This is a genomic window from Pseudomonas sp. SID14000, assembly GCF_002165135.1.
GTDB lineage: Bacteria > Pseudomonadota > Gammaproteobacteria > Pseudomonadales > Pseudomonadaceae > Aquipseudomonas.
Map to the genome: position 1 here is coordinate 81,011 of NZ_NFZQ01000005.1, position 14,996 is coordinate 96,006.

The window sequence follows — 14,996 nt, forward strand, 5'->3', positions numbered from 1 at the left end:
GACAAGTGGGACGGCAGCAGTGCCAACCCTGAAATCCAGCTAGCCCACCAAGGCTAGCAACCATGGCCTGACAGGTTCGGCACGTTGCAACAAATGTGGGAGCGGGCTTGCCCCGCGAAGCGCCGCGCGGGCGGCGCTCGATCTCCCAGGCGCCACAACCCTCAAGACAGGCACCTGGCAGCCCTGACCGCATTGACCTGCCTAAGCCACAATCCAACCATGCTCGACCATCGACAGCGGCTCCCCGTCACCGATGATGATGTGATCCAGCACCCGCACATCGATCAACGCCAGCCCCCGCTTCAGCGACAGGGTCAAATGCACATCATCCTGGCTCGGCTCGTTGTTGCCTGAAGGATGGTTGTGGCACTTATGTAACATGTAACGCATAACGTTGCATGAGCCATTCGTATGTACCATAACCCTCCTTCCTCGTACCAAATACGTCGCTTTGTTCGCGACCATGAAATTTGCCCTTATCTCTTGCGAGACGGTGTCCCACTCATTCTTCCTAGCCTCTGGGTAGAGGAGCTAAGGATTGCCGCGCGACCTAATACTCTTGAAAGCTATTTGAGAGACCTATCAATAGTTTATAAATGGGCGGAATTTGAAGCCATTGATATTGAAGAGCGCTTCTCAAGCTTCAGAGGATTTTCCACCCCAGAGCTAACTTCTATCGCACAGAAACTCTGTACTACCAAGAGTGGGCCAGCAAGTCGCTCAACATGCCAACGTCGACTTGAAGCTTTCAGGGACTATATCAAATTCAGTTACGATTACAATATAGAAAACGCCAAATTGTCGCTCATAGAGCAAGCTCAGGCTGAAAAAAATCGCGACAATCAGTTAAAAAAACTCACAAAAAGAATGACCCGCCATTCAAACCTATCCCCTGAGCCCCGATGCTCTACCGACCTTACTAAATCAGAGGTAGATGTCATTCTAGCTGCAATAGACCCTGGCTCCCCTAGCAACTGCTTCAAAGAAGAAAGAGTAAAAGTGAGGAACTTTGCACTCATTGCTCTTGCCTTGGAAACATTTGCCAGACGGAGTGAGCTTGTTTTGCTCGAAACGACAGACCTAGATCTGGGGTACGAACCTACCGTAACGATCAAAAAGCCCACGACGGTTAATCAGCTCAAAAGAAGAGATGGCGCGAGCATGAAAACAAGAGGCCGCATAATTCCAATCTCCCTGGAGCTTGCGAGTGTCTTGAGGTTCTACCTTGATCATGTAAGGGATGAGTTTCTTATACCGAAGCGCCCGACGACGTCCCTATTTCTGAGTTCTCGCGATGGTAGACGTATAGCAGCGATGAGCCTCAACCATATTTTGAAAAAAGTTTCTCAGATTCCAGAAATCAAACAGCTGGGAGTTAGAATCCATCCACATGGCCTCAGATCAACAGGCGCAACTGAAATAAGGCGAAAAATCGATGCTAATGGCGTTTCTTCCGGCATTATGATGGAGGAGGTGTTGAGCTATTTGGGCGGATGGGTCTCAGGCAGCCCGATGGTACGGCGCTACACGAAAACCGCTCTTTCTGAGAAGCTGGGAGCAATGGTTAGGGGTAAGAAAGCAGTTCTGGAAAGGCTAACCCCATAATGAACGAGCCGACATTAAACCCAGTAAAACTGGCTGAGAGCGTCGCCCTTACCTACGGAGTCGAAACCGAAGCCTATCCCAGTACACTTATAACAGTTTACGGTCAAGTCGTGGACCTTGTCGACAGCACCGGAGACTGGGCCAAGAATCTACATTTCGAACATTTAGCTTATGTTTCTCGCAAAGTCACGTGGGGTGAGCGATTCCACGATAATGATTACGTTGAGTGGATTATTCGTGGATGGACGATTGATAGCTTGGAGCGAAATTTGAACGTCACAGCCATTGCTGTCGTGCGGTCAAAGATAGCTGCTCTTGAGATCTATGGATCAACCGGCAATGACATCGCTGAAGCACTTTTTCAATGGTGTGAAAAATTAGTACACGAAGGGGCAGCAAGTACCGATTACGCCCCGGCTGCATCGGCAAGATCCTTGTATGAATGGGGGCTTGAGGAAGATTTAGTTGGTTTCAGCGAGCATCGACTATTTTCATTGGCCCAAGTTCGTAGAGCACGCCAAAGCACTGGCGCATTAGTCAGCATGCAAGATACAGACTTCGGGCCTTTTACTAGAACTGAGCTATCTTTCATAGAAGAAGCTATGAAGAGCTTCGTCGAAGTCACTACAGCCGAAAGAGCCGCTTATTACCTGGCTAGGGACTGGGGGCTTCGACCAATTCAAATGGCGCTGCTGCATATTGAAGATTTAGGAGTAGACGAACTTGGTCCGTTTATTTCTGTACCGTGCGTAAAAGGAACTAAACGATCAATTCTAAGGCGAGCGAAAAGCAATTTTGTAAGACGATATATCGCCGACGACACTGCCGAAGCAATCCAGTGCCACATCCCGACAGCACAAACAGTTGCGGAAAATATGCGCACTAGAATCAGCTTATATATAGGCGAGAAAAAAGCAGCAAAACTGGGTACACCTTTGTTCCCTGCGAAGGCGCGCAGCGACCTAAGAATACAACGTTACTGTCGCAATGAAAAATTACTACCATACGCATTACATTGCGACTCGCACTCAATATCAAAGATGATGCGAGACCTTACCTATAAACTTAGAATACCAAGGACCAAGGACCGTTCAAGAGAAACTGATGATTACTACTTGAACATATCCGCTTATAGATTCCGGCGTACCAAGGGAACCAGCATGGTACTCGCTGGAGCCACACCCGAAGAGGTTGCTGAAGCGCTGGATCACGTCAGCGTCGACTCAATAAAATATTACTTTCGATACAACCTAGAGCTTCATGACTTTATAAATCGAGTCCATTCCGAAAGCCCTGATATTGTTAGAGCAGTTGAGGCGTGGCAAGGGCGCCTGACCAACGCCAACGAAACCTTGTCTAGTGAAATCAATATAGGCAACCTTGGTAAGTGTACACGTGGGTCTGCCTGCCCCTTTCACCCCACCGTAAGTTGCTATTCTTGCGTAAATTTCAGACCAAACAAAAACGCGAACCACAGGCAAGCACTGGTTGACATCGAAGAATTCCAAGCCTTGATGACTGATACTTCAACAGGTCCAATCAGCCAGCAACTAGAAGTAGCTATACACGGCGCTAAATCATTAATACTGGCTATTGAATATGAAGCTAGGGGAAAGAATGCAGCCTCTTGATATCCTCAATCACATATACGCGAACGCAAAATTGGTTTTCCTGCAACTTTCTGCGAAAGGTATTGTATCAGGATCGTTCAGTGACGAATCTTGGGGATATAAAGGGCATAGGCTGCTTTTTTCCGAGATTGGGTCGGGCCGGAAGGCGAAAACTTCAAAGTCAGATTTGAGCGACACAGCTGGAAAAATAGCTCGATGCTATACCGTCAGAAACATTCTTGATAAAAGCTCTCCTAGCTTAGTAATTTGCCGCCTTAATAGCTTCCGATGGCTAGCCCTCACCGTGGGTAACAATGACCATCTATGGATAAATTTTTCGCGCGCCACATTAAATTCTACAATTCTAAACATTAAGTCTGTGAGCACTATCACAACCGCGTACCACCGAGCCTGCAGCCTTACAAACTTTGTGAAATATCTAAACAATTTGACATACTCAACCAATGGCCGAGACCACCGCTTCATTGAGAAAATAATAAATTGGAAGCATGGAATTGAAAACCCTATACGTTCAACTCTCGACATAACCTCAAGCGAGCACAAGCTGAAAAGAGAAGCGCTATTCGAGGAAAATATCCATCTGGCGATTTCTCAAGCCCGGTCTTTGTTAAAAGCAAATCCGTCGCTAGAGCCTGCTCTTGGGTACGATCGAATTCGCCTGGAGTCACTATGTTTCGCAATGGCATTAGGCTTGCGCGTCGGCGAAGTATGTAGCCTACCAAAGCGAGCTGTTAAGAAAGACGAGACAACAGGACATCATTATTCTTTAATCGCAACTGAAAAAGGAGCTCTACCCTCCGCCACTGCTCTGGCAGACATATGGGTGGAACCCATTAATGAAGCCTTTACTTATTTGCTTGATTCTTGCGAAGGCCCCAGAGCGCGAGCCAAGGAGATCGAGGCTTCGGGTTTTTCCTTCGTAAAAAAGATGTTGGCAGAGTATCGACAAATAAATCCCTTAACGCCCAACAGGATCGCGCAACTCGATACAGCTGAGCTTCCTCATGAGGAGCATTATTTCATTGATGAGCTCGTCGCTACGTTCTCCGTATCTGCCAAAGAGTTCTCGCAGGGAGGGAGACGAAATAGCTGCGCTGTCCCGCTCCCACGTGAAGGGGCTGCAAAGCTCGTAGCATGGCTGGACGAACGATTTAACAATTGGGATTGGTCTTCTTACTCAAAAAACTTTGGCGGTTACAAGCTACTGTGGGGCGATATATCGACATATTCCGGCGCATCAGCTTCATCTATAAACAAATCAAATTGGTTTATTGCCGACCTAAGGAAATTGCTGGAGGAGATGACGGACGAGGGGATCTTTGACCCGGCGCACATCGTAAATGACCAGTCAAAGTGGCACAACCAATGGACTGATGTAAAGCGATCCGCTCTTAGCAACACTGGCGGTAAATCATGCGTGGCGATAAATATTGAAAAACTCATAGACCAATTAAAGACTCGATATGCCGGATTTCTTGCCGCCCACTTCAACGAAGAATTTGATGGCGAGGGAAACAAAACAGCTGACGGGTACCAAGGTAACAATGTTCGAGTAGGCATGGAAAAGAAGCTTAGCGAACATCTTATTGTGGTTTGGGAGAACCATTTCTCAGGCGGCGCTGAGCTGGGTATCATTCCGCGGCCGATTCTGCGCTCTGATTACTACAACTATTTATGTGATAAGGGCCAAAAAATCACCGCATTCAAACGGCTTGGCATTTTAGATGAGCGAGGCGCGCCTTATTCTTTCAGTCCTCACGCTATCAGAAGGTGGGTCACCACAGCTATTTTGCGATCAGGCCCCTCTGAGGCCGCAGTCGACCTATGGATGGGACGCGCCCCCAGGCAGACAAGGCATTATGATTATCGAACAGCCAAAGAACGGGCAGAGTATGCGAGGAGCAAATATATGCGTCCCAATAACTTGCCGAATGATTTTCTGGGCAGGTCAGTCGTTAGATGGCGAGAAAATGACATGGAGGAAAACCAGATTGAGTTTCTCATATCTGAAAAGCTTAGAGCACTTCACTTTACCCCTTGGGGTACCTGCTCGCGGGAACTATATGTCTCACCATGCGACAAAGGCCTGATGTGCGTCCGAGGATACGGCACTTCTGGCGCTTGCACTTCGTTTCAGGTAGACCTTGAAGACCAAGAAGCAAAACATGCAATCATTAAGCTTCGTGACAAGTATTTTTTAATGCTTAGCTCCCTCGATGCCAATTATAAATGCGTTTCCAGCAGTATTTTGGCCGAACTTAATAACGCCGAACCTTTGGATCAGCATATTGCATTTGCAGCCGATATAGTTAGAAGCTGCGACACTATCATCGCAGAATATGGAGATGGTGTTTGATATGGTTACACTCAAAGATTGGCGCAAAAAAGCGCACACCATTTTAGACGAACACATCGTCAACAGATCATTACGCCGATTAACTAAAGAATCACTCGCGAAAGAACTCGGGATATCCCGTCAAACCCTTTGGCGCGATAAGTCCGTAATGGATAAATTTGAGAAATATCGAGCAGGGTCCCGACTAGCTCCAAAGAGGAGACCACAGGAGTTACGCATCGCAGAACTTGAGGCAATTGTTTCACAATTAAAAAACGAAAATGGAATTTTGATTCTTAGCTTTATTCTCGCGTGCAACAAACTAAGAGAGAACAATCATGACCCACGCTTATACTTCAGCGAAGTTGCAACTGACATTGAAAAGCATTTCCCTTCATTCACCCCCGATCAGCTTTATGATCAGTATAAAAAAAACCCAAAATAATCTAAATTCTAGATCAATACCGAGGACTCACAAACGTGGGCGGCTTAAGCTACCGAGGCTGGGGCGGCGCCTTCACACCACATGTGGTTTGGTTACCATTGACGTTCTCAGTCACATAGGGAACGCGAACAGGTTCGCCCATAACTTTGATAAGAAAGAGAACGAGCGCTCAGCGGGAAACCGAGCGTTTGCTGTAGTAAAACAGCCTGCTTATGGGCAAAGCCTTTCAGGCTTCTGGTGATTGTAGAGCGGCGGTGAACTCGTTGCGGCCTATTTTTGTAGTGTAACCGCGCTGCCTCCATAACTGGGTGAAAGTCGATTCCTGCTACTGATAGTCGCTAGCCAGATCATCGCCTCAGCCCTACAAGATCATTTTGGTAGATGGAAAAATCGAGGTCTTGACTGAGTTACTGTCTATCTAGAGGGTAGATTGAGATGAGAGCTTGCAAGCTCTCAGGAGCCGCGTCCGACCAAGTCTGGTCCTGCACATCCGTCAGCGCGCGCTGAGTTGAAATAGGCTCAAGTACCTGTTTCGTTGAATCGTAGGTGCAAACGTGAAGGCCTAGCTCTATCGCACGAGACACCTGCCGGAACCAGTAAAATTTTCCGTTACCCATGAGCGCATCCTCCGTGAAGAGAAGGTCATAGTCGTGAACGAGATAGCTATAAAGCACCGCTCGAGAAATATCTCGAAGCACTTGCGAATGGCGCATACTTGCCGATCGCCAGACCCGATGTCTTGCGACGGGTCGGCTACTCGCTGCAGGAATCTGCAGTAGCGTTACTTTCGCATAATAAGCCACCGAGAATTCGACGTCATCCACCAGGGCGATCTCGAACTCATGTCCACCCACCTCATCCAGCCGGTGGTCGACACGAATCAAGCGGTAGCCAGACTCGATACTGAATTCCGCCTTCTCACCGATATCGCTGATCCCAACAGCTCCAGTAAGAGCTGTGTATAAAGCAGAATTGTCCGCAGAGCACGAGCATTGCTCTGGGAGCTCATCGCATTCGTTGTTAGCAAAAGGCATAAACGGTTGCCTCGTTGAAAGGTGAATTCATTTCGCTGGGCAGATCAAGATAGTTGACACGCGTAGCTGGAGCAATCGCCAATGACGGCAGCAGCATTTTGTTGGCTACGATCAGCGCATCGAACTGCTATTTAGCAGATTTAACTCAATCGCTTCAGCCGCTAGCGCATGATACTTTCGCCGATTAGTGATCGGTACCGCCGGCAAGGCCGAAGACTCTCATTTGGTAGTCTGTTACAGACTGGAACATAGACTCAGCAATCATACGTAGCCTTTCTACTTCGATCGCAGGCGCGCCTGAATCCTGAGCCTTGTGGTATCGGCGCATTGCCTCAACCGCCTCGGTGTAGGCTGGGTGATCAGGCAGCAGGAATTCGATTTTCATTGAAATCAGCGCTTCAGAGTTAGTGTATCGAGTCGGGTAGGGTGCCGGTCTCCAGCAACTGGAAATCCACGACGGCGTGATATAGAGAGTCTGCCAACAATCCAAGGCGCTCTACCTCTTCACGAGGAGCACCTAAATCCTGAGCAGTTCGATGTGCTCTTATCGCTTCAAGGGCTTCACGCAGCAGCGGCTCACCGGCTTTAGCCATGCCTTCCAATGTTCGCTTCATCCCCGTCCCCTCACGCCAGATTAAGACATTATAGGGCGCTAGCGAAGGCCGAGGATGGGATATACCGCCAGCAGGGTTGGTTCAACCGATTGCGCGCGCTAGCCGTCGAGATCGCTGACACATAAATACTTCGTGGGACAGACGATCGAAAGGCCAAGGAGTCGAATGATGGCGGATCCTAGCACCATAGCACAGAGTTCCATGATGGAACTTTTTCACGAAATGGGCGGCATCGTCACACCCATTTCAGACTGCACCGAGCTGACTTGATGCGAGGAGGTCTCCTTGATCCTAACCAAAAGGCCAAGCCCTGACCGTTGGCATGGAGTGCTAATCGTGAGCGAGACGACGATCCGGGAAGGATCATTACCTCCCTAGGTCGCGCTTGATCTTGGAGAAAATCACCTCGATGTCAGCCTCCTCATCAACGAGAAGGAAGACTTCAGTAAGCAGGCTGAGTGGATGCACATCCATTTTCGCAGCGATTTCCACCAGTTTATCCAGGGTTGGGCTTTTAATACCACGCTCCAACGTGCTCATGTAGGTTCGGCTGCTCACATCAGCAAAATCTTCCTGTGTGAGACCACGCGCTGCTCTGGTCTTACGTAACGCCTGACCGAAGGCTTGCTTAAGCTCCATTTGCGTTCAATCCACAAAAGGAATTATCAAGCCTCTTTGAATCCTATAGGACTACAATCTATAGTGTTCATTTTGATTGGGAGGTGAAAAATGCCGACTCTGCGAGTGGATGTGGAGATATTCCGCGAACGGGCGAGCTCCAACGATTCGTCGACATTTCTCGTTGTTTGTATTTTGGACCTCAGCGCTCAGGAGGATGTGATTGACGTAAAAATATGCCCAACAGGGCAGATCGCTCTCGACCTACTGAACAAGCTTGATAGACCAAATTCAGACGCGGCCGTAGTTGGTGTCCAGATTGCCCTGCCTCCTCAGCTGGGGACGGAGGGTGTTTGGACTGTGGAGCCTATCTTAGAATTCATGAGAATGGAGGTAGGAACGGCTAGTGGGCATTGCGATATCTATGCTTACCATGTCGCATCCGGTCGCTTCTTTGCAGATAACCAAGAAATTGCGCGCAGCAGCATCAAAAGCCAGCGAAGCATTTACCAAGCATCCAACGTGGATACTGACGTAGACCCAGAATTGGAAGCTTTTCAGGCTTGGATAGCTCAATTGCTTAGTAAGTTGATGAATGAGCCTTGCGTGGAAATCTGAGGGTCACGGTCGGTGTATCTGCACTGAGATTTCGAAATCGCCGCTTCTGCACAGAGGCGATTAAAGACTTGGTTGACGAGCAGAAGAGGCCGCGCTTGCTTATAGCGGTTCAGCCAGTGGCAGTCGCTAGCGGAGTCAGCGCGTATTTGGCTAGGGAATGTAAGAGGCATATTGTGATAAGCAAACAGTTTTCTAAAGAGCAATGCTCGGTCGGTCTAAAGGTAGCACTTCGCATTATTGATAAATGGCAAGCGTCACCTCGACAAGCATGCAGGATTCTTCGGATCTCCCAGTCAACTTTTCGCCGCGTTAATCAAGGCCGAAACGCAGGTGGCAGGCTTGATATAGATCAGCAGGAGCGTATCGGCCTGGTAATTGGCATTCATGCAACGCTACGGACAGTCTTTAGAGACCAATTGAATGTGCACAGCTTCCCCGGCCTAAAGAACGACAATACTTTTTTTGATGGACGATCACCACTTGACGTCATGTCCCATGGCGACATAATTTCGATTTACGAGACCTTCAAACGCATTCAGCAATTGGAATGGCTAGATCAATAATGATGGATGCGCAGGACTGGGGCTCAGAATGCTCTGCACACACGGTTATTTGCATCGCCCCCATCCTGCAACACTCGAGTTAAAAACGAATATGCGCAACAGAAAATTAATGAACTATTGTCACATCTGAATCTTTCTGTACGTTAGGTTTAAACGCAACCGCAGTCTTCCCCCAAGTAGAACGCCACTCGACAAGTCCGTAGCCATGTGGGCTCGATTTTACAAATGCCGGTTCGCAGACACGCCCGTCTTCCCCTTCTAACCCTACTCTGGGGCCTACAGCCAACCCACAAGGCTGCTCGTTCTTCTTCAATTTTTCGACCATTGACAAGCTGCTGGCAATCAGAAATCTGGCCTGGGATATAGCACTGAGCTCATACGCGCGCTGATGAGCCCAACGCTCTGTGCCCGTTCCCCAGTCCATGATTGGCACAAACACCCAGTCAGGTTGATAATTCCGTAAGATGTCCGAGGCTAACGGATAAGACTGAATATCTTGGCAGATTAAAATGACACAGCGGCCTAAGCTATCGATGTCTGCTACGACAACTTCTGTCCCAGCATGATTTTTCTCCATGAGCCTACCTGTCGGGCCAGGAATTAGATTGAGGTCTTTGGCCCGGGCTGCATCTAAACCTGCCTGCCATATTTTCTTTTGCCGCCAAAGCTCGACACCCAAGCCGTTTAGCACTCTAGCTTCATTCCAGGGTAGATCATCTTGTGTCTCGACGGTATTCCCTGAGCCGGCCATTAATAGCCTAGTCCTAATAGGCTTTGCAGAAAGGAGAGGCCCCAGCCTATCCGCAGCAGCGGCGTCGACCACCAGTTCGCCTGACATGACGATATCAGCAAACCCAACCTCATCTAGTACGCCGTCAATAACTGCAGCCGCGTCTAGACTCTCATGAAGACGAAAGTCTACATAGGAACAGTTATCTGACTCGGTCTGAGTGATAACCAAATGTTCATCTAACTGCGCGACGGGTATAAAGGCTACCTTTTCAGCTCCCGTTGAGCTAGGTGATAGTCCTGCCCCCTGACTCAAAGACCTATCAATGACTCGGGTGAAAACCTGAATAGGCCTATCATCGATAGACATTTCTCTCACTACAACTGAAAGAAACGCAAACTGGTCGGAGAATGCATATCCACTAGATGCAAACTCTTCACGAGAAGATCTGAGCAATGGCCCCCGAGGGACCAACTGATGCGATTGCGTGTAGCAATATGCCCCCTCCTCATTCCTTGAATAAACAAGCTTTCTCAACCAATGATTAAGCGGCAGCTTTTCAATCAACTTAGCACGGCTCTGGGTGCGAGGATGTACGATCTCAAAAAAGCTATCTATCGCCCTGAGAATGCAAAACATCCTCCCATTTTGAACTTTCGGATTCTCTCCTTTCTGTAAATCCAGAAGGGCTTGATATGAGTCAGATCCGTCAGTCAACTGAAGGCTTTCTTGAACTGAAATTTCAAACTCTGCACACGGAGTTACAAAATTCTGGACGTCAGGACCACTCCACTTACGAGCATGGTTCCAATTTTCAATGAACAAGTCAGCGGGCGATAACATTTAATTACTCGTCCTCTTCAGCGGGCCGACCAAGATGTGTATTTCGCATAAACAGTCGATTTTCGAGATCGCTTGCATGAGTTTCAACATGCACACCGACTCGATCGAAGAGCCCCGTCAAAAGGTCGAACTCGTTCTCCAACGCACTCCAAGTTTTATCATTCATGGTACGGCGACGGCGAATTAATCCCTTTCGAACGTTCGATGCCGCGTCAGAAAACGATGAGCAGATTGGATAGGAACGAGCCCTATCCTCATGCCTACTTATGATAACCACAAGTTCACGAACAATCTTGAAAAATTCTAGAGCCTGCTCAGGGTATCGACCATAATAATTACCCAACAGCAGACTTACTTTATTATCAGTATTGAATAGCGCCTCGCAAAATTGCACCGCCAACGAATCACAAGAACTTTGCACAACAAAGCTGCCAAGTGATATGAATCGGATAACTAAATGTTGCGATGTCCACGAATTCGAAGCTGCAGCCACAGCGTGCTCAGCTGCTTCCCGAACACTCATATAAGCCCTAGGAAACTCTGTCAATCGTATATGAATGTAGAACTTCATTCTAGATAGCATCGCAGACTCGTTTGCTACCGAAGAATGAGAGATAACAGTCAATGCGTTTAACAGCTCGCTACGCGCAGGCTGGTAGGAGTCCTTCTGAATTTCGATTTCAGCCCTAAGACGATGCACATCTGCATCAGTAGCGATCGCTTCCGCCAATTGATCCTGGGCAAGTCTGAAGCCTGCCAAATCTTTCCTGAGTGTAATAATCTCCCCAATCGTCCGCTTTAGCGGATCAATATTCTTGGCTTCGACATACACCCAAGCAGCTTTCCTTCTGAACTCAATTCTACGCAGTTTAAGATTAATCGTAGAAGAGTCAGTCAGAAAAATATCAAGCTCTTCCAGAAGCGCTAATTGTGACTCGTGTTCTAATCCATAACCGTAGTAATCTACCATTTCCGCAAGCTTGTCAACAAGCAACAAACTCCATGTATCTGGAGCGACAAAGGCGAGCGCCCTAAGCAAATCAACCGCTGACATTTTTATTGAAATGATTTCGGTCAAATCACCTAAATTGTCAGCCAATCCATCGCAAGCTTTAACAAGAGCTTTCACATAGTCAGAATCAATATAGTCTTCGTTAACGACTGACTCAAGTGCACTTTGCATCAACTGCTGAAGATCGGTAACTGCGGACTCTGGATCACGCGATTGCAAATTATCAAGATACTCTTCGGTTGCGTGACGAGGCTGCAGCCTGCGCCTGACCAGCTCTAGTGTCCTTGGATTCAAAACTGGAACCGGCAGTACTTTCCCTACAAGCTGGCTAGCTAGCTGAACATAGTTTAATGTCAACTGGTCAAATTTTGGATCCGACACTATGAAGGGTGCTAATGTTTCATATGACGGAAATTTTAGCACTGCGGGTATGGTTAAATTTTTGAAATCTTCATGTACGGCCGTGCTTGAGAAACCTCCCACCCTCACTAACTCGCTTATCGCCCGAGCTTTAGCATCGCTAACTTCTGAAGAATCGCCCGCACCACCACTCACGCGCATGGGGACCGCGCGAATAGTAATTTCTTCGTTACGCCGTTCTCTTATTGCTGATGCCACACGCGCTACGCCGTCTATATTTTGTCGGTTAAGTACAAAACATAGAGCGACCTCATCCGGCATTTGCATAGTACATATACCAGCAACATCAGCAAAACCAGTTCGACTGTCGACCAGTATCAAATCGTAATTAGATTTAGCCCAAATTTTGAGTTGCTCAAGCAGTGCGCCACCAGCATACCTTTCGAAGAAGTCCCCCCATGAAAATCTGGAAAGCGCGTCCTCATATAACAATTCATCCTTTCCGACTTTTAGCGCACCAGCGCTAAAATAGTCTAGGGTTAGTTGTTTGCCGAACAATCCAGGCTCTACCAATTGCCTTACGCACGCCGCAAAGATTTCACCCGATTCAGCTTTATTAAATAAATTTTGGACGTCTTCGTCGCTCTCGGCTTGCTCCGCCTCTACACTCCAATCCCAAAAAATATCCAATAGGCCGCGTGTGTCTTTGAGTGACTTTGCTTCGGCTGCGTCGTGAAGCCCGCGGAAATAATATGATAAACCAGGCGCCTCCATATCCCAGTCCATTACTAAGACTCGCAGTCCATCAAGCGCGGACAAGAAAGCGACGTTCGCAAGACTCATCGTACGGCCAGCCCCACCCTTGTAAGAGTAGAACGTGACTATTTTGGGCTTCATAATGCAAGCGCCCCCACCGAGCGGCTGAATCCAGGCTGATGCTGCATATAATTAGATGCAGAAAGTTTTTTGTTTTCAAAAGCCTGATTGACAGCAGCCTTAGACTTAAAGCGTTGTTCGGCCTCAAATGTTTGAATCGTACCAAGATCATTAAGTGACTGCTTGGCCGAGGCGGTAATTGAATTCATTACAGCAGTGCCAACTTTCTTGGAGTAGACAATACCCAACTCTCTGAGGCGCTTAAGCTTTCTGCTCACGGTTTCCTCAGCTTGACCCACTGTGATGGAGAGTTCCTTGTTTGTTCTAGGAGATTCCCACAGCGCTTTCAAATAGGACAAATTGGCTCGCTCAGTTAGAGCTTCAGTGAATTCTGAACTCACTCGTCTATCTAGCGATTGGGCAGCCAAAAGCTGAGCCAGATCGAGCTGACCCATTCTGTAAACTTCTTTCAGTAATACATCAGCTGCGCCATTTGCAAGAATTACCTTCTTTGCCTCTTCTGAGCACTGTGCCAGAGCTGCTTGGAAAGTCTCGATAATAGCATCATGGATTTCAACAGCTTTTTGGTTCGAAGAGCTCAGCAAAGCCTCTTCCAACCAATCGGCAAGGATTGCTCCGGTTTGTCGGCTGAGGCCCAAAGCCTCTTTGGGATTGTGCAGCAGTTCCATAAGAACTTTACCGGCCGTCATAGCGCATTCCTCCTGGTCTAGATCCACTATATGCAGAAATCAACTATGGATCAACGATGCCCCCCCCGATTAGCAGCCCTTTCATCCGAAGGAAAGGGAATCCGCCCAATATTCGTCAGAAAAACATCGCACACCTCAAAAAAGCCATTTTATTGACGCCAATGTGCGGGCTGGAATATGACTCATTGATGACTTCTTGCAAAGCAGTAGGCTCTAATAGAGGACCACCTCAATAAAACGACCCTAGGCCCTAGGCTCACCATTACCCAACGGCCTGAGCGGGCCACAAACCCGACGCGGCCCGGGAAATGCAACATTGCGAGATGTTACGTTTCTTAACCTCATTTACCTGCAAGCCACGTATCTTTACGCCTGGTAGAGATGCAACATTTTTTCTTGACATGTAACCCTTGAGGATCAACGCCGCCGCGTTGTGCAGCAGTGCCCGCCGCACTACCTCCCGCGGGTAGACACTCGCCCGGTCTATCGTGCCCCTGAACAGGATCTCGAACGCCAACGGCCGGTGCTTGGTATCCAGAAACAGGCAACCGAATACTTCACTGATCTCATGGCGCAGCATGGCCTTGAGATAACGCCGCACCGCCGCTGGGCTTTCGAGAGCCGCTGCGCGCTCGATGTCCTCATCCAGATAACGCCGGCCAATTTCCAATAGCGCCTGCAACTGTGCGTATTTCACAGCGCCAATGCCCGGCTCGCGAAGCACTGCTGCGCGATCGGCCTCGAGAAACTGCCTGAGCCCACCAAAACGCCCCAGCAGCCCCCGCGCAAGGTCCAGCACATTCCGCCCGGCAACCCCCGACCCCAACAGCACGGCGAGCAGTTCGGCATCCGACAGCGCTGCCGCCCCACGCTGCAGCAACTTCTCCCTCGGCCGCTCTTCAGCCGGCCACTCCCTAATATTCATCCCGCTCCTCTGCCCTTGCTGCGGCCCATTTCGGCCCTGTGTTAATCTATTTCGCCTCGTACATGCGACGTTCCGCC

Annotated in this window: 14 protein-coding genes and 1 pseudogene; 6 read left to right on the top strand and 9 right to left on the bottom strand. The window is 48.5% G+C overall.

The features are described 5' to 3' along the window. Nucleotides 1-201: 201 nt before the first annotated feature. Nucleotides 202-369, bottom strand: a pseudogene (locus tag CAY82_RS08995) (JAB domain-containing protein); the annotation flags it as partial. Nucleotides 370-570: 201 nt separating this feature from the next. On the opposite strand from CAY82_RS08995, the gene CAY82_RS09000 reads away from it, so the two are divergent. The 4 genes from CAY82_RS09000 to CAY82_RS25940 are packed head-to-tail and all read left to right on the top strand — an operon-like array spanning nt 571 to nt 6,016. Beyond that, on the top strand, nt 571-1,605 hold the full coding sequence (locus tag CAY82_RS09000) for a site-specific integrase (protein ID WP_170931056.1): 1,035 nt from the start codon (nt 571-573) through the stop codon (nt 1,603-1,605). Then, entirely contained in the window at nt 1,605-3,236 is a 1,632-nt protein-coding gene (locus CAY82_RS25930; protein WP_140399093.1) for a site-specific integrase, read from the top strand. The genes CAY82_RS09000 and CAY82_RS25930 overlap by 1 nt, the downstream gene beginning before the upstream one ends. Then, nucleotides 3,205-5,592 carry a hypothetical protein gene (locus tag CAY82_RS25935; protein ID WP_170931057.1) on the top strand — a complete coding sequence of 796 codons (2,388 nt, stop codon included), beginning with the start codon at nt 3,205-3,207 and terminating at the stop codon, nt 5,590-5,592. The genes CAY82_RS25930 and CAY82_RS25935 overlap by 32 nt, the downstream gene beginning before the upstream one ends. 1 nt (nt 5,593) lies before the next feature. After that, nucleotides 5,594-6,016 (top strand): hypothetical protein, encoded by a 423-nt coding sequence (locus tag CAY82_RS25940; RefSeq protein ID WP_140399095.1) that lies wholly within the window; start codon nt 5,594-5,596, stop codon nt 6,014-6,016. A gap of 407 nt (nt 6,017-6,423) precedes the next feature. Here the strand turns inward: CAY82_RS25940 and CAY82_RS09005 are convergent, their stop codons facing one another. The 4 genes from CAY82_RS09005 to CAY82_RS09020 form a co-directional block, all read right to left on the bottom strand. Beyond that, nucleotides 6,424-7,050: a hypothetical protein gene (locus CAY82_RS09005; protein WP_087500906.1), complete on the bottom strand. Its 627-nt coding sequence runs from the start codon at nt 7,048-7,050 to the stop codon at nt 6,424-6,426. 184 nt (nt 7,051-7,234) lie between these two features. Next, complete coding sequence (locus tag CAY82_RS09010) at nt 7,235-7,441, bottom strand: hypothetical protein (RefSeq protein ID WP_087501085.1); 207 nt, start codon at nt 7,439-7,441, stop codon at nt 7,235-7,237. A gap of 13 nt (nt 7,442-7,454) precedes the next feature. Then, the gene (locus CAY82_RS09015; RefSeq protein WP_087500907.1) at nt 7,455-7,664 is read right to left on the bottom strand and encodes a hypothetical protein; all 210 of its coding nucleotides are present in this window, start codon (nt 7,662-7,664) and stop codon (nt 7,455-7,457) included. A 366-nt stretch (nt 7,665-8,030) separates the two neighbouring features. Beyond that, nucleotides 8,031-8,303 carry a helix-turn-helix domain-containing protein gene (locus CAY82_RS09020; protein WP_087500908.1) on the bottom strand — a complete coding sequence of 91 codons (273 nt, stop codon included), beginning with the start codon at nt 8,301-8,303 and terminating at the stop codon, nt 8,031-8,033. A gap of 90 nt (nt 8,304-8,393) precedes the next feature. Between CAY82_RS09020 and CAY82_RS09025 the strand changes: the two genes are divergently transcribed. Then, nucleotides 8,394-8,900, top strand: coding sequence for a hypothetical protein (locus CAY82_RS09025; protein ID WP_087500909.1), 507 nt, complete (start codon nt 8,394-8,396; stop codon nt 8,898-8,900). A gap of 170 nt (nt 8,901-9,070) precedes the next feature. Beyond that, nucleotides 9,071-9,463 (top strand): antitoxin Xre-like helix-turn-helix domain-containing protein, encoded by a 393-nt coding sequence (locus CAY82_RS27040; protein WP_087501086.1) that lies wholly within the window; start codon nt 9,071-9,073, stop codon nt 9,461-9,463. Between the two features lie 106 nt (nt 9,464-9,569). On the opposite strand, the gene CAY82_RS25945 is transcribed toward CAY82_RS27040, so the two are convergent. From CAY82_RS25945 to CAY82_RS09045, 4 genes are all read right to left on the bottom strand, one after another. Continuing rightward, nucleotides 9,570-11,036: a hypothetical protein gene (locus tag CAY82_RS25945; protein WP_140399096.1), complete on the bottom strand. Its 1,467-nt coding sequence runs from the start codon at nt 11,034-11,036 to the stop codon at nt 9,570-9,572. 4 nt (nt 11,037-11,040) lie between these two features. Further along, nucleotides 11,041-13,194, bottom strand: coding sequence for a hypothetical protein (locus tag CAY82_RS09035; protein ID WP_368681555.1), 2,154 nt, complete (start codon nt 13,192-13,194; stop codon nt 11,041-11,043). A gap of 107 nt (nt 13,195-13,301) precedes the next feature. After that, complete coding sequence (locus CAY82_RS09040; protein WP_087500911.1) at nt 13,302-13,994, bottom strand: helix-turn-helix domain-containing protein; 693 nt, start codon at nt 13,992-13,994, stop codon at nt 13,302-13,304. A 262-nt stretch (nt 13,995-14,256) separates the two neighbouring features. Next, complete coding sequence (locus CAY82_RS09045) at nt 14,257-14,919, bottom strand: JAB domain-containing protein (RefSeq protein ID WP_306460812.1); 663 nt, start codon at nt 14,917-14,919, stop codon at nt 14,257-14,259. Nucleotides 14,920-14,996: the final 77 nt, after the last annotated feature.